The sequence below is a fragment of the Serratia sp. YWN4 genome, from assembly GCF_055790845.1.
The window spans coordinates 3,967,478-3,987,039 of record NZ_CM147696.1 but is presented as its reverse complement, the minus strand read 5'-3'; the positions used below and the strand labels follow the sequence as shown (position 1 = coordinate 3,987,039).

The 19,562-nt window shown below is 55.5% G+C and carries 16 protein-coding genes and 1 pseudogene; 15 read left to right on the top strand and 2 right to left on the bottom strand.

Annotation, left to right across the window (positions count from 1 at the left end; all coding sequences use genetic code 11):
* Positions 1-182 precede the first annotated feature (182 nt).
* From ACX9GT_RS18670 to ACX9GT_RS18645, 6 genes and pseudogenes are all read left to right on the top strand, one after another.
* Positions 183-1,619 carry a sensor histidine kinase gene (locus tag ACX9GT_RS18670; RefSeq protein WP_459401681.1) on the top strand — a complete coding sequence of 479 codons (1,437 nt, stop codon included), beginning with the start codon at positions 183-185 and terminating at the stop codon, positions 1,617-1,619.
* A 3-nt stretch (positions 1,620-1,622) separates the two neighbouring features.
* Positions 1,623-2,504, top strand: a complete 882-nt coding sequence (gene qseG / locus ACX9GT_RS18665; protein WP_473188160.1) for a two-component system QseEF-associated lipoprotein QseG — start codon at positions 1,623-1,625, stop codon at positions 2,502-2,504.
* A 5-nt stretch (positions 2,505-2,509) separates the two neighbouring features.
* Positions 2,510-3,847, top strand: coding sequence for a two-component system response regulator GlrR (gene glrR / locus ACX9GT_RS18660; protein WP_459401683.1), 1,338 nt, complete (start codon positions 2,510-2,512; stop codon positions 3,845-3,847).
* A gap of 100 nt (positions 3,848-3,947) precedes the next feature.
* Complete coding sequence (locus ACX9GT_RS18655; RefSeq protein ID WP_473188159.1) at positions 3,948-5,570, top strand: NAD+ synthase; 1,623 nt, start codon at positions 3,948-3,950, stop codon at positions 5,568-5,570.
* Between the two features lie 13 nt (positions 5,571-5,583).
* On the top strand, positions 5,584-5,922 hold the full coding sequence (gene glnB, locus ACX9GT_RS18650; protein ID WP_004847623.1) for a nitrogen regulatory protein P-II: 339 nt from the start codon (positions 5,584-5,586) through the stop codon (positions 5,920-5,922).
* Positions 5,923-6,046: 124 nt separating this feature from the next.
* Positions 6,047-6,664, top strand: a pseudogene (locus ACX9GT_RS18645) (Fic/DOC family protein).
* Here the strand turns inward: ACX9GT_RS18645 and ACX9GT_RS18640 are convergent.
* Complete coding sequence (locus tag ACX9GT_RS18640; RefSeq protein WP_473188158.1) at positions 6,661-6,831, bottom strand: hypothetical protein; 171 nt, start codon at positions 6,829-6,831, stop codon at positions 6,661-6,663. The pseudogene ACX9GT_RS18645 and the gene ACX9GT_RS18640 overlap by 4 nt on opposite strands.
* A gap of 200 nt (positions 6,832-7,031) precedes the next feature.
* On the opposite strand from ACX9GT_RS18640, the gene ACX9GT_RS18635 reads away from it, so the two are divergent.
* The 9 genes from ACX9GT_RS18635 (at position 7,032) to ACX9GT_RS18595 (ending at position 18,208) form a co-directional block, all read left to right on the top strand.
* Positions 7,032-7,955 carry a LysR substrate-binding domain-containing protein gene (locus tag ACX9GT_RS18635; RefSeq protein ID WP_473188157.1) on the top strand — a complete coding sequence of 308 codons (924 nt, stop codon included), beginning with the start codon at positions 7,032-7,034 and terminating at the stop codon, positions 7,953-7,955.
* A 110-nt stretch (positions 7,956-8,065) separates the two neighbouring features.
* On the top strand, positions 8,066-9,529 hold the full coding sequence (locus ACX9GT_RS18630) for a gamma-aminobutyraldehyde dehydrogenase (protein WP_473188156.1): 1,464 nt from the start codon (positions 8,066-8,068) through the stop codon (positions 9,527-9,529).
* 56 nt (positions 9,530-9,585) lie between these two features.
* Entirely contained in the window at positions 9,586-10,731 is a 1,146-nt protein-coding gene (gene ydcS, locus ACX9GT_RS18625) for a putative ABC transporter substrate-binding protein YdcS (protein WP_473188155.1), read from the top strand.
* Between the two features lie 90 nt (positions 10,732-10,821).
* Positions 10,822-11,850: an ABC transporter ATP-binding protein gene (locus tag ACX9GT_RS18620; protein WP_473188154.1), complete on the top strand. Its 1,029-nt coding sequence runs from the start codon at positions 10,822-10,824 to the stop codon at positions 11,848-11,850.
* Position 11,851: 1 nt separating this feature from the next.
* On the top strand, positions 11,852-12,796 hold the full coding sequence (locus tag ACX9GT_RS18615) for an ABC transporter permease (RefSeq protein WP_473188153.1): 945 nt from the start codon (positions 11,852-11,854) through the stop codon (positions 12,794-12,796).
* Positions 12,786-13,592 carry an ABC transporter permease gene (locus ACX9GT_RS18610; RefSeq protein ID WP_473188152.1) on the top strand — a complete coding sequence of 269 codons (807 nt, stop codon included), beginning with the start codon at positions 12,786-12,788 and terminating at the stop codon, positions 13,590-13,592. The genes ACX9GT_RS18615 and ACX9GT_RS18610 overlap by 11 nt, the downstream gene beginning before the upstream one ends.
* Before the next feature lie 38 nt (positions 13,593-13,630).
* On the top strand, positions 13,631-15,055 hold the full coding sequence (gene patD / locus ACX9GT_RS18605) for an aminobutyraldehyde dehydrogenase (protein ID WP_473188151.1): 1,425 nt from the start codon (positions 13,631-13,633) through the stop codon (positions 15,053-15,055).
* A 64-nt stretch (positions 15,056-15,119) separates the two neighbouring features.
* Positions 15,120-17,027, top strand: coding sequence for an NAD(P)-binding protein (locus ACX9GT_RS18600; protein ID WP_473188150.1), 1,908 nt, complete (start codon positions 15,120-15,122; stop codon positions 17,025-17,027).
* Entirely contained in the window at positions 17,024-18,208 is a 1,185-nt protein-coding gene (locus ACX9GT_RS18595; protein WP_473188149.1) for a c-type cytochrome, read from the top strand. The genes ACX9GT_RS18600 and ACX9GT_RS18595 overlap by 4 nt, the downstream gene beginning before the upstream one ends.
* A 42-nt stretch (positions 18,209-18,250) precedes the next feature.
* Here the strand turns inward: ACX9GT_RS18595 and hmpA are convergent, their stop codons facing one another.
* Complete coding sequence (hmpA, locus tag ACX9GT_RS18590; RefSeq protein ID WP_473188148.1) at positions 18,251-19,441, bottom strand: NO-inducible flavohemoprotein; 1,191 nt, start codon at positions 19,439-19,441, stop codon at positions 18,251-18,253.
* Between the last annotated feature and the right edge of the window lie 121 nt (positions 19,442-19,562).

The window sequence follows — 19,562 nt, the reverse complement described above, 5'->3', positions numbered from 1 at the left end:
CTACTCCTTCTGGCAAAACACCTCAATCTCTTTTCCATTCTGCTTTCCGGCATTCAGCGTGAGAACAGGCTTTCTCGTGCGCTAAACGGCCCTCTTTGCGTGCCAGATCGCGGATTCTCCTTCATCGGGCTTTTTTCTCCCCGTCGAGTCAGTTAGCATCAAGGCAGACTAGAGATAATGAGATGATTTCTTTGAAAAGATGGCGTTTATTCCCACGCTCGCTGCGTCAATTGGTGCTGATGGCGTTTCTGTTGGTGCTGTTGCCGTTGCTGGTGCTGGCTTATCAGGCCTATCAGAGCCTGGATCATCTCAGTGCGCAGGCGGCAGATATCAACCGCACCACGCTGGTGGATGCCAGGCGCAGTGAAGCAATGACCAGCATGGCGCTGGAGATGGAGCGCAGCTATCGGCAGTACTGCGTGCTGGTCGATCCTACGCTGGAACGGCTCTACCAGAATCAGCGCAAACAGTATTCACAGATGCTGGATTCCCATGCGCCGATCCTGCCGGACGAGCGTTACTACCAGACACTGCGCGATCTGCTCACTCAGCTTGCCACCATCAAATGCCAGAGCAGCGGCCCCGATAAGGACTCTTCGCTGTTGCTGGAGTCGTTTTCTCGTTCCAACGCGGAAATGGTTCAGGCCACGCGCAGCGTGATCTTTTCCCGTGGTCAGCAGTTGCAACAGGCGATCGCCGAGCGCGGTCAGTTTTTTGGCTGGCAGGCGCTGTTGCTGTTTCTGGTCAGTGTGATACTGGTGGTGCTGTTCACCCGCATGATTATCGGGCCGGTCAAGGCGGTTGAGCGTATGATTAACCGTTTGGGAGAAGGGCGGCCAATCGGTATGACCGCCTCGTTCAAAGGCCCGCGTGAACTGCGATCGCTAGCGCAACGCATTATCTGGCTGAGTGAGCGCCTGGCGTGGCTGGAATCGCAGCGGCATGAGTTCCTGCGCCATATTTCCCATGAGTTGAAAACGCCGCTGGCCAGTATGCGGGAAGGGACCGAGCTGCTGGCGGATGAAGTGGCAGGCCCGTTGACCCCCGATCAAAAAGAGGTGGTGGCGATCCTCGATCAAAGCAGCCGCCACCTGCAGCAACTGATTGAGCAATTGCTGGATTACAACCGCAAACTGGCCGATGGCCCGTCAGAACATGAGAATGTTGAGCTGGAAGAACTGGTTGATATGGTCGTCGCCGCCCACAGTTTGCCCGCTCGGGCTAAAATGATCCGCACCGAGGTGAAGCTTGATGCGGAAATCTGCTGGGCACAACCTACGCTATTAATGCGCGTACTGGATAATCTCTACTCCAATGCGGTGCACTACGGCGAGGAATCCGGTAACATTTGGATCCGCAGCCGCCAGGTTGGACAACGGGTGCAGATTGACGTCGCTAACAGCGGTACGCCGATCCCCGAAACGGAACATACCATGATATTTGAGCCTTTTTTCCAAGGTAGTCACCAGCGAAAAGGGGCGGTGAAAGGAAGCGGGCTGGGGCTGAGCATTGCTCAGGACTGTATCCGCCGTATGCGCGGAGAACTGAAACTGGTCAACGTTGCTGACGCTGATGTCTGTTTCCGAATTGAATTGCCATTAACCGCCGAGAATGAATAAATAATGTACACATGGTCTAAACGCGCCTCTTTACCGCAGACCGAAGGTTCACCACGTGTTTCTCAACGTGCACCGCTCGGCAAGCGCCCACTCTCTTTTCTGGGCCCGATGCTTTTGGCCCCGTTTCTGCTGACCGGTTGTGTTGAACGTGCCGCCAGTACTGATTTGGCCCAGCAGCAGCAAGAGTCCATTCCAGACATTAAAGTCGTGGATTACCGCATTGCACCTTGTGAAACCCTGCTGCCGCTTGATGAAAAAGAGGTGTTGGAAAACCCTCTCTACTGGCTGCGAGTGATGGATTGTGCCGAGCGTATCGGTTCCACTCAGGCTCGTGCATTGGTAAAAACCCTGCCGGGCAGCAACTGGCAAGGCGTTTTCAAACAAAGCATTCTGCTGGGTAGCGCTGAACCGACCTCGGCTGAACGCCGCCAGATTATCGAGCGCCTGAACAGTTATCGTCTTGATTTTCCAAACTCATTACGCCCACTGTTGCAGCTATGGCGCCAGCAGCAAGCCTTGCAGGTCTCACTGTTTGACGAGCGGGCTCGCTATCAGCACCTGCAGGAAAGCTCAGACAACCAGATAGATTTGCTGCGCCAAAACCAGGCTCATTTGCAGAACCAATTGCAGGAAACGTCACGCAAGCTGGAGAATCTGACCGATATCGAACGCCAACTCTCTTCGCGTAAGCAAATGCAGGGTGAAATCCCGGAAAACAGTGCAGCACAGCCAAAAGCGGATGCTGCCAGCAAGGGGGCGGCGACAACGCCAGTGCCGGCCAAAGCTAAAGCCAAAGAGGCTGAGCCTGAGGTAGAAAAAGGGACTGCTGTGCCAGTAGAACCGGAAGAAACCGACGCACCGCCACCTGTTCATAAGGAACCTTAAGCGCAATGACAGCTCGCAAACCGGCCAATCTTCTGTTGGTTGACGACGATCCCAGCCTGCTCAAGTTGCTGGGGATGCGCCTGACAAGCGAGGGTTTTCACGTTACTACCGCCGCAAGCGGTCAAGAGGCCCTGCGCCTGCTGGCACGTGAAAAGATCGACTTGGTCATCAGCGATTTACGGATGGATGAAATGGACGGCATGGCGCTGTTCGCTGAAATCCAGAAGTATCAGCCGGGTATGCCGGTGATCATTCTTACCGCTCACGGTTCGATCCCGGATGCGGTTGCTGCCACCCAGCAAGGGGTATTCAGTTTCCTGACCAAGCCGGTCGATCGCGATGCACTGTATAAAGCTATCGATGATGCGCTGTCGTTGTCGATACCGGCCGGTGATGAAAGCTGGCGTGAAGACTTTGTGACCCGTAGCCCGATCATGCTGCGCCTGCTGGAGCAGGCCAAGATGGTGGCGCAGTCGGACGTCAGCGTGCTGATCAACGGCCAAAGCGGTACCGGTAAGGAGGTGTTGGCGCAGGCGATTCACGGTGCCAGCCCGCGGGCGAAAAAAGCCTTTATTGCCATTAACTGCGGCGCATTGCCCGAGCAACTGCTGGAGTCCGAGCTGTTTGGGCACGCCAAAGGCGCATTTACCGGTGCGGTGAGCAGTCGTGAAGGCCTGTTCCAGGCCGCAGCCGGCGGGACGCTGTTCCTGGACGAGATTGGTGATATGCCGCTTTCGCTACAGGTGAAGCTGTTGCGCGTGCTACAGGAGCGCAAGGTGCGCCCGCTGGGTAGCAACCGCGATCTGGACATCGACGTACGTATCATTTCCGCGACCCACCGTGATTTGCCCAAAGCGATGGCGAAAAACGAGTTTCGCGAAGACCTCTACTACCGCCTGAACGTTGTCAACCTGAAGATCCCGGCGCTGAATGAGCGGGCGGAAGATATCCCGCTGCTGGCCAATCATTTGCTGCGCGAGTCGGCCCTGCGCCATAAGCCTTTTGTGCGCAGCTTCTCCTCCGATGCGATGAAACGCCTGATGACCGCCAGTTGGCCGGGCAACGTGCGCCAGTTGGTGAACGTGATCGAGCAGTGCGTGGCGCTGACCACCGCTCCGGTGATCAGCGAAGCGCTGGTAGAGCAGGCCCTGGAAGGGGAAAACACCGCGTTGCCGACCTTTGTCGAGGCACGTAACCAGTTTGAATTACACTATTTACGTAAGCTGTTGCAGATCACCAAGGGTAACGTCACCCAGGCCGCGCGCATGGCGGGCCGTAACCGTACTGAGTTCTATAAATTGTTGTCGCGCCACGAACTGGACGCCAACGATTTCAAAGAATGATGTTTTCTTTCATCAACCTGCCTAGTGCAGGTTCTCAACAAACGAGCCGGAAGGGTATAAACTCCGTTTTCTTTGTTGTGGCATGGCAGACCATAGAGATATGAGCAGATCACTTTCCATTGCGTTGGCCCAGCTGAATTTGCTGGTGGGCGATATTGAAGGCAACACGGAGCGCATGTTGCAAACCGTGCAAGAGCAGCAGAAGGCGGGAGCCGATCTGGTCATGTTCACCGAGTTGGCACTGTCGGGTTATCCGCCGGAAGACCTGCTGTATCGTGACGATTTCTATCAGCGCTGCGATACCCAGCTTAACCGCTTGCAACAGGCATCGGCCAATGTGGCGATCCTGGTAGGCCACCCATGGCGTGAAGGCGATAAGCTGTATAACGCGCTGTCGCTGTTTTCCGCGGGGCAGTTGCTGGCGCGTTACTTCAAGCAACAACTGCCTAATTACGGTGTGTTCGACGAAAAGCGCTACTTCCATGCGGGCGATGAAAGCTGCGTGGTGGATCTGAAAGGCTATCGTCTGGGGCTGTTGATTTGTGAAGATCTGTGGTTCCCGGAACCGGTGGATGCGGTGAAAGCGGCTGGGGCGGAAATTCTGTTGTCGATCAATGCCTCGCCGTATAACCGTGAAAAACCTTATATCCGTAAAACCCTGATGGCAGGCCACTGCCAGCGCACCGGCCTGCCATTGGTGTATCTCAATCAGATCGGCGGGCAAGATGAGCTGATTTTTGATGGTTGCTCAAAAGTGTTTGATGCCGCAGGCAATATGACCCATCGCCTGGCGGCGTTTGCTGAGCAGGTCACGCAGTTAGAATTCAACGGGCTGCAAGTGGTGCCGATGACCGCCCCGGCGGCGGAACTGCCGCAGTTGGCGCAGGTGTATGAAGCGCTGGTGCTGGCAGTGCGCGACTATGTGACCAAAAACGGTTTCAAAGGCGCGGTGCTGGGCCTATCCGGCGGTATCGATTCGGCGCTGACGCTGGCGATTGCCGTTGATGCCTTGGGCAAAGACAAAGTTCAGGCATTGATGATGCCGTTCCGCTACACGGCGGATATCAGCATTGCCGATGCTAAAGAAGAAGCTGAAATCCTCGGCGTCGAGTTTGACATCGTTTCTATTGAGCCGATGTTTGATGCCTTTATGGGCCAGTTGTCACCGATGTTTGTTGGCACCGAGCGTGACACCACCGAAGAAAACCTACAGGCGCGCTGCCGTGGTGTGGTGCTGATGGCGTTGTCTAACAAACGCCGCAGCATCGTGTTAACCACGGGTAACAAAAGCGAGATGGCTGTGGGTTATGCCACGCTGTATGGTGATATGGCGGGTGGTTTCGACGTGCTGAAAGATGTGCCGAAAACGCTGGTGTTCAAGCTGTCTGAGTATCGCAATACCGTCTCTTACGTGATCCCACAGCGGGTGATCGATCGTCCACCGTCTGCCGAACTGGCACCGGATCAGCTCGATCAGGACAGCCTGCCGCCGTACGACATTCTGGATGCCATTCTGGAAGGCTACGTTGAGCGCGATAAATCCGTCGTCGATCTGGTGGCTGAAGGTTTTGAAGATGCCATCGTGCGTAAGGTGATTCGCCTGGTGGATATCAACGAATACAAGCGCCGTCAGGCTGCCGTTGGGCCGCGCATTACCGCCCGTAGTTTTGGTAAAGATCGCCGCTACCCGATCACCTCTGGTTTTGGCCGTAAAAATTGGTAATTAAGGAATAAAGATGAAAAAAATCGACGCTATTATCAAACCGTTCAAACTGGATGACGTGCGTGAAGCGCTGGCTGAAGTTGGGATCACCGGGATGACCGTCACCGAAGTTAAAGGCTTTGGCCGCCAGAAAGGCCATACCGAGCTGTACCGGGGTGCAGAATATATGGTCGACTTCCTGCCGAAGGTAAAAATCGAAATCGTCGTGGCTGACGATATCGTGGATACCTGCGTAGAAACCATCATGCAAACCGCACAGACCGGCAAAATCGGTGACGGTAAGATCTTTGTCTTCGACGTAGCGCGAGTAGTCCGTATCCGTACCGGCGAGCAAGACGAAGAAGCGATTTGATCTGTTCGGTCTTGAGTGGACTGATGCCATAGGGGCGTAGCATTGCTGCGCCTTTATTGATTCTGGCCTAATGAACATTATCCGTTCTTATCCCCGATAGTCGCAATTGCAAATCGGAACTCCAATGAGCAGATATGACGTTTCAAGCAGCGAAGGAAAGTATGCTGAAGACTCTGCTGAGCTGGTCTTGGCAAATAGGCTGGGGATTTTTGCCCCTGATGAAATCGATGGCGCTGAATTGGTTCTGTTGGAGAAGCTTTACCAAGCTGTTTTTGAATAGCAATTCCCTCAGGGGCCAATCACTTTTTCAATGATAAAAGGTTGGCACCGCCGCTGGCTGGCAAATATCTATAAATGGGCCGGACAAGAGCGAACCGTGAATATCAGTAAAGGTGGCTTTATGTTTGCGCCTTCTACACAGTTGCCAAAGCTATTGAGTGAATTCGAAACAAAGTATCTCGCTAGATATACGCCATGCACAGGAATGAACAAAGAAGAAGTTATAGAGGCAATTGCGGTTATCCACGTAGAGTTGATACTGATTCACCCGTTCAGAGAAGGTAATGGGCGTTTATCGCGGCTTCTTGCTGATGTAATGGCTGTTCAAGGAGGATTCAAACCTTTGGATTACCAAAGTTGGGAGCAAAACAAAACTCATTACATATCAGCCATTCATGCAGGAATGGGCATGGACTATGAACCGATGAAGTATTGGGTCAGCAGAGCGCTAGAAAATGATTAAATCCCTAGGCGCAGGTGAGCAAACTTTTCGCGTTGAATTTTGAGAGAGGCTTCAATTTTATCCGATGATTGACCTGTTTCGATGGCGGTGGAAGTCACCACAGAACGAACAATCTGTTCACGGGAAGGTTTGATATAAGATACCACCGTTTTTTTAGCACTGTTCATCACTGTTCCCATCTGTATATCTAGTCACCAGAACAGATTATAAGTTAAAACTGATACAGATGTGCCAGTATTTTGGGCCTGTCCATGATCTGGCTATCATTCTAAAAAAGCGAACGCTATCGCGTTTTGCACACTTTCCCCGATAGCTTGCTGGCAAGCACCTACACTCAAAACAACCGTTTTGAATGAGGTTGTTTGCCATGATGACGTTACGCCAAATCCGCCATTTCATTGCCGTGGCAGAAACCGGCTCAATCTCCGCTGCCGCGCAGGCGGTGTTTGTCTCGCAGTCTTCGTTAACCTTGGCGATCCAGCAGTTGGAAACTGACATCGGCGTCAGGCTGTTCGAGCGCCACGCCAAGGGGATGAACCTCACGCATCAAGGCCATCAGTTTCTGCGCCAGTCCTATCTGATCCTCGCCACGGTTGATAACGCTAAGCGCAGCCTGCAATTGGGCACCGAAAGCCTGACCGGCAAGCTGACTATCGGCGTCACCAGTCTGGTAGCCGGTTATTTTCTGGTGGAATTGCTCAAGCGCTTCAAATCAGCCTATCCCAACGTGACGATCCAGGTGATTGAGGACGAGCGGCCCTATATTGAACATTTGCTGGTGAGCGGTGAAATAGATATCGGGGTGCTGATCCTGTCAAACATTGAAGACCGTGATGCATTGCAAACCGAAGTGCTGATGCATTCGCCGTATCGCCTGTGGTTGCCGCCGCTGCATCCGTTGCTGGAGCATGACAGCATCGGTTTAGCCGACGTGGCCAAACAGCCGCTGATCCAGCTCAACGTGGATGAAATGGATGTGCATGCCCGGCGGATTTGGGGCCGTGCGGGCCTCAAACCAGAGATTGCGATGAAGACTGCCTCCACCGAAGCGGTGCGCAGCCTGGTGGCGGCAGGAATGGGGATTGCCATTCTGCCGGATATGGCTTATCGCGCCTGGTCGCTGGAGGGCAATATGATCGAAGCACGCAAGCTGGTGGATCTGCTGGAGCCGTTAGATATCGGCCTGGCATGGCGGCGGGGCAGCGCCCGGCCGGAATTGGTAACGCCGTTCCTCACCATTGCGCGTGAGAACAGCAAGATGAATGTGGCTGGCCTAAAGCATTCGATTTAATCGAACGCTGCCTTCGGTATTTAGTATTTGTTGTCCGCAGCGTGCTCGCCTAGGCTGATAAAACCAAATAACTACATTTGGTTAACGTTTTTGTCACAAGGCGATCCGTAATGGCAGATGTACACCTCGTTTCAGGTTTGTCCTGTCAGCAGTTCATTAACGGCCAGTCGGTGGAAGGCGAAGGCCATTGTGAGCAAATTGTTAATCCTGCCAACGGCGAAACGCTGGTTTCTATCGCCGAGGCTTCGGTTACCCAGGTTAATAGCGCTGTTGCCGCTGCGCAGCAGGCTTTTTCCCACTGGTCACGCACCACGCCCGCTTTTCGTGCGGCTATTTTACTGCGTATCGCTGATGCCATTGAGCAGCAGGCTGAACGCTTGGCACGGCTCGAAGCGCTCAACTGCGGTAAACCCTTTCATCAGGCGTTGAAGGACGATCTACCTGCGGCTGTCGACGTATTCCGTTTCTTCGCCGGGGCGGTGCGTACTCAGCAAGGGCAACTGGCCGGTGAATATATTGCAGGCCACACCTCAATGATCCGCCGTGATCCGCTTGGGGTGGTGGCTTCTATCGCACCCTGGAATTATCCGCTGATGATGGCGGCCTGGAAGATTGCTCCAGCGCTGGCCGCAGGCAATACCGTGGTATTCAAACCTTCCGAACATACGCCGCTGACGATATTGGCGCTAGTGCCTGCGTTGCAGGAGATCCTGCCGCCGGGCGTGCTGAACATTGTTTATGGCGGTGGTGAAGGGGTGGGCAGCCATCTGGTGGGGCATCCGCAGGTGCGGCTGGTTTCCGTCACCGGCGATATCGTCACCGGGCAAAAGATCATGCAGGCCGCGGCAAAAAACGTGAAGCGCACTCATCTGGAATTGGGCGGTAAAGCCCCGGTGATCGTCTGTGATGATGCCGATCTGAACGAGGTAGTCAGCAGCATCCGCACCTTTGGCTATTACAACGCCGGGCAAGATTGCACCGCAGCCTGCCGGATCTATGCGCAGGCGGGGATTTACCAGAAGTTGGTAGATGCCTTGGGCGAAGCGGTTGCCAGCCTGCGTTTTGCCCGCAAGCGCGATGAAGACAACGAGATCGGTCCGCTGATCAGCAGCCGCCAGCGCGATCGCGTAGCCAGCTTTGTCGAACGCGCCCTCAGCCAGCCGCATATCGAACTGATTACCGGTGCGGCAGCCCATTCCGGCCCCGGTTTCTACTATCAACCCACCTTGCTGGCGGGTTGCCTGCAAACCGACGAAATCGTCCAGCGTGAAGTATTTGGCCCGGTGGTCAGCGTAACGCGCTTCGACACGCTGGAGCAGGCGGTGAGCTGGGCAAACGACTCCGAATACGGCCTGGCCTCTTCGATCTGGACGCAGAACATCGATCGCGCGCTGCATATCGCCGCGCATTTGCAGTACGGCAGTACCTGGATCAACACCCACTTTACCCTGGCGAGCGAGATGCCCCATGGCGGCCTGAAGCGCTCCGGCTACGGTAAGGATCTCTCCAGCGATTCATTACAGGATTACAGCGTTGTCAGGCATGTGATGGCGAAATTCAAATCCACTTTCTAGCCAGTCACATTATAAAAATCAGCCACATTCAGATACGCAACACAGGGGTAATTACGATGGGAAAAACAACCGCAGTCACCACACTTTCCGCGCTCTGTATCACCGTTGTTTGCGGCATGGCGCAGGCCGCCGATCAGCCGCTTGGCAAAGGCGAAGGGCGGCTGGATATCATTGCCTGGCCCGGTTATATCGAACGCGGCCAGTCGGACAAAAATTACGATTGGGTAACCCAGTTCGAGAAACAGACCGGCTGTGCGGTGAACGTGAAAACCGCCGCCACGTCCGATGAAATGGTCAGCCTGATGGCTAAAGGCGGCTATGATCTGGTGACTGCATCCGGCGATGCGTCACTGCGCCTGATCTACGGCAAGCGCGTGCAGCCGATCAATCCCGCCTTGATCCCTAACTGGAAGAATATCGACCCACGTCTGCTGAACGGCCCTTGGTATACCGTGGCGGGCAAAACCTACGGCACGCCTTACCAGTGGGGGCCAAACCTGCTGATGTATAACAGCAAAACCTTCCCGACGCCGCCAGACAGTTGGGCGGTGGTATTCCAGCAGCAGAATCTGCCGGATGGCAAAACCAACCAGGGTCGGGTGCAGGCTTACGATGGCCCGATTTATATCGCCGATGCGGCGCTGTACCTGAAAGCGACCCAGCCGCAATTGGGCATCACCGATCCCTACCAACTGACCGAAGATCAATATCAGGCGGTACTCACGCTACTGCGCAGCCAGCACGCGCTGATCCACCGTTACTGGCACGATACTTCAGTACAGATGAGCGATTTCAAAAACGAAGGGGTTGTGGCCTCTGGCGCTTGGCCGTATCAGGCTAATGCTTTGAAAGGTGAAGGCCAGCCGATTGCTACCGTTTTCCCGAAAGAGGGCGTCACCGGTTGGGCGGATACCACCATGCTGCACGCAGAGGCCAAACACCCAAGCTGCGCCTATCAGTGGATGAACTGGTCGTTGGAGCCGAAAGTGCAGGGGGATGTCGCCGCCTGGTTCGGCTCGCTACCGGCGGTGCCAGCAGGCTGTAAAGCCAGCACCTTGCTCGGTGACAAAGGTTGCGAAACCAACGGTTTTAACCAGTTTGATAAGATTGCCTTCTGGAAAACACCACAATCGGAAGGCGGCAAGTTTGTGCCCTACAGCCGTTGGACGCAGGATTATATCGCCATTATGGGCGGCAGATAAATATCAGCTTACTTATCCCGATCGCCTAACGGCTCCCTCTCCCTGCGGGAGAGGGCTGGGGTGAGGGGAAAGCAACGTGGAGCGTGCATCATGACCATTGCCGTACAGTTTATCGACGTTTCGCGCATTTTCGGCGATGTTCGTGCCGTTAACCGGGTTTCTGTCGACATTCAGGATGGAGAGTTTTTCTCCATGCTTGGGCCTTCCGGTTCGGGTAAAACCACCTGCCTGCGCCTGATCGCCGGTTTTGAGCAACTCAGCTCCGGCTCGATCCGCATTCACGGACAAGAGGCCGCCAATCTGCCACCGTACCAGCGCGATGTGAATACCGTATTTCAGGATTACGCGCTGTTCCCACATATGTCAGTGCTGGAAAACGTCGCTTATGGGCTGATGGTGAAAGGCGTAGCCAAGCGTGAACGGCTGGCGCGGGCACAGCAGGCGCTGGAAAGCGTCGCGCTGGGTTTTGCCGCTGAGCGCAAGCCTGCGCATCTTTCCGGCGGCCAACGCCAGCGTGTGGCACTTGCGCGTGCGTTGGTCAATCGCCCGCGCGTATTGCTGTTGGATGAACCTTTGGGTGCACTGGATCTGAAGCTGCGCGAGCAGATGCAGGGGGAGTTGAAAAAGCTGCAACGCCAACTGGGCATCACCTTTATTTTTGTCACCCACGATCAAAGCGAAGCGCTATCGATGTCTGATCGCGTTGCAGTGTTCAATAACGGCCGTATTGAACAGGTGGATTCACCGCGTGAGCTGTATATGCGGCCAAGAACGCCGTTTGTCGCCGAGTTTGTCGGCACCTCCAACGTGGTGCGCAGCGATCTGGCGCAGCGGTTATTGGGGCAGAACGCTACCTTCTCCATTCGTCCGGAACATATTCGCCTGCTGGATCACAGCGCTGCTGCGCAGGGTGAAATTCAGGTGCAAGGGACTTTGCAGGATATCCATTATCAGGGCGCGGCTACCCGTTACGAAATTGCCCTGAACAGCGGTGAAAAACTGCTAGTCAGCCAAGCTAATCCACAGTGGCAGGCGGCTGAACAGCAGCGCCTGATCGGCCAGCCGGTAACTGCCTGTTGGGCGCGTGAGGCGATGGTGCCGCTGCTGGAGGAGAGGTGAGATGGAGATGAGCATCGAGAATCCGGTTTCACAAAGCGGCAAAATCCGCGCGCTCTCTACCTATCTATACCGCAAGCCGACGCTGTATTTGTTGCTGCTGCTGGTGCCGCCGTTACTGTGGTTTGGCGCGGTGTATCTGGGTTCACTGCTGACGCTGTTGTGGCAAGGGTTTTACACCTTTGATGATTTCACTATGACGGTGACGCCGGATCTGACCTTTGCCAACCTGCGTGCGCTGTTCAACCCGGCCAACTACGACATCATCGTACGCACGCTCACCATGGCGGTGCTGGTGTCGCTGGCCAGTGCGGTGCTGGCGTTCCCGATTGCTTATTACATGGCGCGCTACACCAGCGGCAAAGTGAAGGCGTTCTTTTATATCGCCGTAATGATGCCAATGTGGGCCAGCTATATCGTCAAAGCCTATGCCTGGACGCTGTTGCTGGCTAAAGACGGCGTGGCGCAGTGGTTCCTGCAACATATGGGGTTAGAACCGCTGTTGGTGGGGATCCTGAGCATTCCCGGCGTGGGGGGGAATACGTTGTCCACCTCCGGCCTGGGGCGGTTCCTGGTGTTTGTCTATATCTGGCTGCCGTTCATGATCCTGCCGATCCAGGCGGCGCTAGAACGCCTGCCACCTTCGTTGTTACATGCTTCTGCGGATCTGGGTGCTCGCCCAGCACAGACGTTCCGCTATGTGGTCCTGCCGCTGGCGGTGCCGGGGATTGCCGCCGGTTCGATTTTCACCTTCTCGCTGACGCTGGGGGATTTTATTGTGCCGCAGCTGGTGGGCCCACCGGGCTATTTCATCGGCAGCATGGTGTATGCCCAGCAAGGGGCGATCGGCAATATGCCGATGGCGGCGGCTTTTACCCTGGTGCCGATCGTGCTGATTGCGATTTATCTTTCGATTGTTAAACGCTTGGGGGCTTTCGATGCACTCTGAACGCGCGCCGTTAGGGCTGAAATTGGCTGCCTGGGGCGGCCTGATCTTCCTGCACTTCCCGCTGGCGATTATCGCCATCTACGCTTTCAACACCGAGGAAGCGGCATTCAGCTTCCCGCCGCAGGGTTTGACGCTACGCTGGTTCAGCGTGGCCGCCGGGCGGCAGGATATTATCGATGCGGTGCTGCTTTCGGTGCAGATCGCCAGCCTGGCGACGGCCGTTGCGCTGGTACTGGGCACCTTGGCCGCTGCGGCGCTGTACCGTCGTGATTTTTTTGGTAAACAAAGTATTTCTCTGCTGCTGCTGTTACCGATCGCTTTGCCGGGGATTGTCACCGGTATCGCGCTGCTGGCGGCTTTCAAGACACTGAATATCGAACCGGGGATCATGACCATTGTGATCGGCCACGCCACCTTCTGCGTGGTGATCGTATTCAACAACGTGATCGCCCGCTTCCGCCGAACCTCGCACAGTTTGATCGAAGCCTCGATGGATCTGGGGGCCGATGGTTGGCAGACCTTCCGCTACGTGATCCTGCCTAACCTGGGTTCGGCACTGTTAGCGGGCGGCATGCTGGCGTTTGCCCTGTCATTTGACGAAATCATCGTCACCACCTTTACCGCCGGGCATGAGCGCACGCTGCCGCTGTGGTTGCTGAACCAGCTTGGTCGGCCGCGCGATGTACCGATCACCAACGTGGTGGCGCTGTCGGTGATGGTGCTGACCATGATCCCGATTCTGGGGGCTTACTACCTGACCAAAGGTGGGGAAAGCGTTGCGGGTAGCGGCAAGTAGCTTGAACTCTTATGTCCATTTTTTTAAAGGAAAACCCTATGCAAAGCCAACTGCTGATTAATGGCCAACTGGTTGCGGGCCAAGGTGAGAAGCTGCCGGTAGTTAACCCGGCAACGGGAGAGATCATTGCGCAGGTGGCAGAAGCCAGCGCACAACAGGTGGATCAGGCGGTATTGGCGGCAGATGCCGCGTTTACTGAATGGGGGCAAACCACGCCGAAAGAGCGGGCCGAGCATTTGCTGAAACTGGCTGATGTGATTGACGCACATGCAGCAACCTTCGCCAAGCTGGAGTCCCTCAACTGCGGCAAACCCTATCACTGTGTGCTGAATGACGAACTGCCCGCGGTTGCCGATGTGTTCCGCTTCTTTGCCGGTGCCAGCCGTTGCCTGAGCGGGTTGGCCGCCGGTGAATATTTGGCCGGGCATACCTCGATGATCCGCCGCGATCCGTTGGGCGTGGTGGCTTCGATCGCCCCTTGGAACTATCCGCTGATGATGGCGGCCTGGAAGCTGGCACCTGCGTTGGCGGCGGGCAACTGCGTGGTGATTAAGCCTTCTGAACAAACCCCTTTGACCACCTTCAAACTGGCAGAACTGGCGGCAGGTATTTTCCCGCCGGGCGTGCTGAACGTGCTGTTTGGCCGCGGAGCCAGCGTGGGCGATGTGCTGACGGGGCATAGCAAGGTGCGCATGGTATCGCTCACCGGTTCTATCGCGACCGGGGAACATATCATTGCCCACACCGCGCCGGGTATTAAGCGCACGCATATGGAACTGGGCGGCAAAGCCCCGGTGCTGGTATTTGATGATGCCGATCTGCAACAGGTAGTGGAGGGGATTCGCACCTTTGGTTTTTACAATGCCGGGCAGGATTGCACCGCCGCCTGCCGTATCTATGCGCAAAAAGGTATTTATCCCCGCCTGGTGCAAGCGCTGGGTGAAGCGGTCGCCAGCCTGAAGATCGGGCCACCAGAAGATAGCAGCACCGAACTGGGGCCGTTGATTACGGTACAGCATCTGGAGCGGGTGGTTGGCTTTGTTGAACGGGCCAAAGCGTTGCCGCATGTGCAGGTAGTCACTGGCGGTGAGAAGGTGAATGGCCCAGGGTTCTATTTCCAGCCGACGTTACTGGCCGGGGCACGTCAGGAAGACGAAATTGTGCAGCGCGAAGTCTTCGGCCCGGTGGTGACGGTGACGCCGTTTGATGATGAAGCGCAGGTGTTGGCCTGGGCGAATGAGTCAAACTATGGTTTGGCTTCCTCGTTGTGGACGCGTGATGTTGGCCGCGCGCACCGCCTGAGCGCACGCCTACAGTACGGCTGCACCTGGGTGAACACGCACTTTATGCTGGTCAGTGAAATGCCGCACGGTGGTCAGAAGCTGTCTGGCTATGGCAAGGATATGTCGATGTATGGGCTGGAGGATTATACCGCTATTCGCCATGTGATGTTTAAGCACTGATTCATCAGGTTTATCTGCAAAATAACGCGGTTTTCAGGCTGATAAAAATTGAAGGAGGTCATTAATGGCTATCACTCGTCGTGATTTTCTTAATGGAGTGGCGATTACCCTCGCTGCCGGTTTAACGCCGATGCAAATTCTGCGTGCATCGCCGCAAACCGCCAATAAAACCCTCTATTACCCGCCAGCCTTAACCGGCTTGCGGGGCAATCATCCCGGCTCATTCGAGCGTGCTCATCAACTGGGCCGCAGCGGTAAAGCGTTTGATTTTGGCACTGTGCCGGTTGAAGAAGAGTTCGATCTGGTGGTAGTCGGTGCCGGTATCAGCGGCTTGGCCGCCGCCTGTTTCTGGCAGCAGATGAAAGGTGGGCAACAGCGCATTTTGCTGATTGATAATCATGATGACTTTGGCGGGCACGCCAAGCGTAACGAATTCAGCAGCGAAAACGGCATGATCCTGGGTTACGGCGGCAGTGAATCGTTACAGTCGCCGCGCTCCAACTTCAGCCCGGTGGCGCTGGGGTTGCTGCAAAAATTGGGCGTCAGTATCGATAATCTGGAAAAGTCGTTCGATAAAACCTTCTATCCTGATCTGAACCTGAGCCGTGGTGTTTACTTCGATCGCAAGAATTTTGGTGTTGATAAAGTGGTGAGTGGCGATCCGGGCCGGGTGGTGGCGGATGATATTCCGCGCGATCGCCTCAACGGCCGTTCCTATGAAGCTTTTATTGGTGATTTCCCGTTAGCGGAAAGCGATCGCCAAGCGCTGATTGCGCTGCATACCCTCGATAAGGATTACTTGCCGGGCATGAGTCAGGAAGAAAAGGTCGCCTGGCTGGACAAGCACAGCTATAGCCAATTCCTGCGTGAGAAAGTGGGGCTGAGCGAGATGGCCATCCGCTATTTCCAACAGACTACCAATGATTTCCAGGCGGTTGGCATTGACGCCACCTCCTGTAGCGACGCGCGGATTTGTGATTTACCGGGCCTGAACGGCATGAACCTGCCGCCGCTGGACGAAGAGTCGCAGGCGGATCTCGACGATCCTTACGTTTTCCATTTCCCCGATGGCAATGCCTCGCTGGCGCGTCTGATGGTGCGCCACCTGATCCCGGCGGTTGCACCGGGCAACGACATGAACGATATCGTGATGGCGCAGTTTGATTACAGCCAGCTCGATCGCCCTGAATCGCCAGTGAAACTGCGGCTGAGCAGTACCGGCCTGCACGTGGCTAACGTGGGCGATAAGGTCGAAGTGTCTTACATCAGCGGGGTGAATATTTCTAAGGTGCGTGCCGGGCAAGTGGTGATGGCCGGTTATAATATGATGATCCCTTATCTGGTGCCGGAAATGCCTCAAGTGCAGCAGGAGGCGCTGAAGCAGAACGTGAAATCCCCTTTGGTCTACAGCAAGGTGGTGATCAGTAACTGGCAGCCGTTTATCAAGCTGGGCGTGCATGAAGTGTATTCGCCGACTGCGCCATACAGCCGCGTCAAGCTGGACTATCCGGTGAATATGGGCGGCTATCAGCACCCGCGCGATCCGAATCAGCCGATTGGCCTGCACATGGTATATGTTCCTACCTTGGCTGGCAGTGGCCTCAGCCCGCGTGAACAATCACGCAAAGGGCGAGCTTTGTTGTTGGGTACTTCCTTCGAGGTGCATGAACAGATGATCCGTGAACAGCTGCAAGGCATGTTGGGTTCCGCTGGGTTCGATCATCAGCGCGATATTCAGGCGATCACCGTTAACCGCTGGTCACACGGCTATTCGTATTTCCTTAATGGGATGTTCGATGATGAAGATGAAGCGAAGAAAATCATTGAAACGGCACGGCAACCGATCGGCAAGATCGTGATTGCCAATTCAGACTCCGACTGGAGCCCTTATGCCAATTCGGCCATCGATCAGGCGTGGCGCGCAGTGAATGAACTGGCCTACGGCAACGTTGCCGCTAAGGAGGGAGCATGAGCCTGCGTCCACTGTATCTGATGCTGTTGCTGGCCACAGGTTCGGCGCAGGCCATGTCGGCGGGTGAATATGTTGCCAAAGCGGGTGACTGTAGTGCCTGCCACACCATGCCAGGTGGCAAGACCTTGGCGGGAGGGATGGAGTTCCCAACCCCGTTGGGGGATATCTATGCCACCAACATCACGCCAGATGCGGTGCATGGCATTGGAGCCTATAGCTTTGCCGAGTTTGATCGCGCGATGCGCCAAGGCATTGCCAGAGATGGCCATCGTTTGTATCCGGCAATGCCTTATACCTCTTACGCCAAAATGAGCGCAGAGGATATGCGTGCCTTGTATGGCTATCTGATGCAGGAGGTTGCGGCGCAGCCCGTAGCTAACCGGGAAAACGACATCAGTTGGCCGCTCTCCATGCGCTGGCCGTTGGCGGTATGGAATATCGGGTTCCACGAAGATCAGTTTTATCAACCGGACAGCAAACAAAGCGCCGAGTGGAATCGCGGTGCTTATCTGGTGCAGGGGCTAGGCCATTGCGGCAGTTGCCACACGCCACGCGGTTGGGCCATGCAGGAAAAAGGGCTGGACGATAAAACGCCGGAGTTCCTGAGCGGAGCAGAACTGGACGGCTGGTATGCGCCGGGCATACGCGGGTTGCAGCAGGATGAAGTGTTCTCCCTGCTGAAAAGCGGGCGCAGCCAACATGCGGCGGTGGCCGGGCCAATGAGCGAGGTGGTGGTTCACAGTACTCAATATTTCAGCGATGCCGATCTGAACAGCATTGCGCTATACCTGCATAGCCTGACGGCGGCAGCATCGCAAACGGCTAGGGTGCCGTTTGCCGCGCTCAGCACCCTGGAAGCTGGCAGGCAGACCTATGCCACCTATTGCTCAACCTGCCATGGTGACGCAGGGCGGGGCAGTGATCATGTAATTCCTGCCTTGGCAGGCAACTTGACGGTGACGGCAGAGAATCCGCTGACTGCGCTGCGAGTGGTGCTGGAAGGCGCACATACCCCAATTACCCAGCAGGGAACGACTGTGATCATGCCGGGCTATGGTTGGGTGCTGACCGATTCGGACGCTGCGGAGTTGATGAGTTATATCCGTGGCAGTTGGGGAAATCAGGCTGCGCCAGTTACGGCTGAGCAGGTTAAGGCGGCCCGTGCGTTGAAGGCACAGTAAAACAAGCAGGGTGCGGTTTGGTTTGTGCCGCACCCTGTACTCTTACAGCACCTTATGTGGGCCAAAGCATTCGTAGTGGATACGCTCGGCTGCCACACCCATCGCCAGCAACTGCTGGGCAATAAACTGCATAAACGGCACCGGGCCACAGAAGTAGTAATGCATCTGCGGGTTATTCAAGGTGGCACGCAGTGTGCTGAGATCCATCAGGCCACGGCGGTGGTAATCACGCTCTGCCACATCATCTGCACCAGGTTCCCGATACCAGACATGGCGGCTCAGGTTTGGCATGCGCTCGGCGATCTCCGCTACTTCGTCGGCAAAGGCATGAACCGCGCCGTTCTCTGCGGCATGCAGCCAATGAATCTCGCCCTGATGCTGATTTTTGTGCAGGCTATTGAGCATGCCCAGCATCGGGGTCTGGCCAACGCCAGCGGAAATCAGCGCCACCGGCGTGGTGGGCTCAACTTCCAGGAAGAAATCACCGTGTGGCGGCGCGATATGAATGATGTCACCTTCTTTGGCCTGCTGGTGCAGGAAGTTGGAAACCGCGCCCTGATCCTCACGTTTTACCGCGATACGGTAATATTCGCCGTTTGGCGCAGCGGTCAGTGAATACTGGCGTATTTCCTGATGTTCCAGGCTGGCATCGTTGATATACACCGCCAGATACTGACCCGGTTTGAAATCTGCCACCTTGCCACCGTCTACCGGTGCCAACATGAAGCTGCAAATCACCTCACTTTCCGGCTGCTTTTTGACGATGCGGAATGCACGCAGATCGCGCCAGCCGCCGTTGCTGTTTTCACTTTCCTGGTAGATCTGGCCTTCGCGCTGGATAAAAACGTTCGCCAATACGCCATAGGCTTTGCCCCAGGCGTCCAGCACTTCCTGGCCGGGGCTGAGCATTTCGTCCAACGTTGCCAGCAGATGGCTGCCGACAATCTGATACTGATCCGGCTGAATGTTGAAGCTGGCATGCTTCTGCGCAATGCGCTCTACCGCTGGCAGCAGTGCCGCCAGATTTTCCAGGTTGCTGGCGTAGGCGCAGATGGCATCAAACAAAGCCTGGCGCTGATCGCCGTTGCGCTGATTGCTCATATTGAAAATATCTTTCAATTCAGGGTGATGGGAGAACATACGATCGTAGAAGTGGGCGGTGAGTTTCGGGCCGGTTGCGACAAGTAGAGGGATGGTGGATTTTACGGTGGCGATGGTTTGGCTATCCAGCATGGAATCGCTCCTTGGGGTGATTTTAAATGATGCATTTTAAATGCATGTTATTGGTTTCAACCAGGCTTGTAAATACCCGTGTTTATCGGCGATTCACCGAACATGAAAAAACCGCACAATC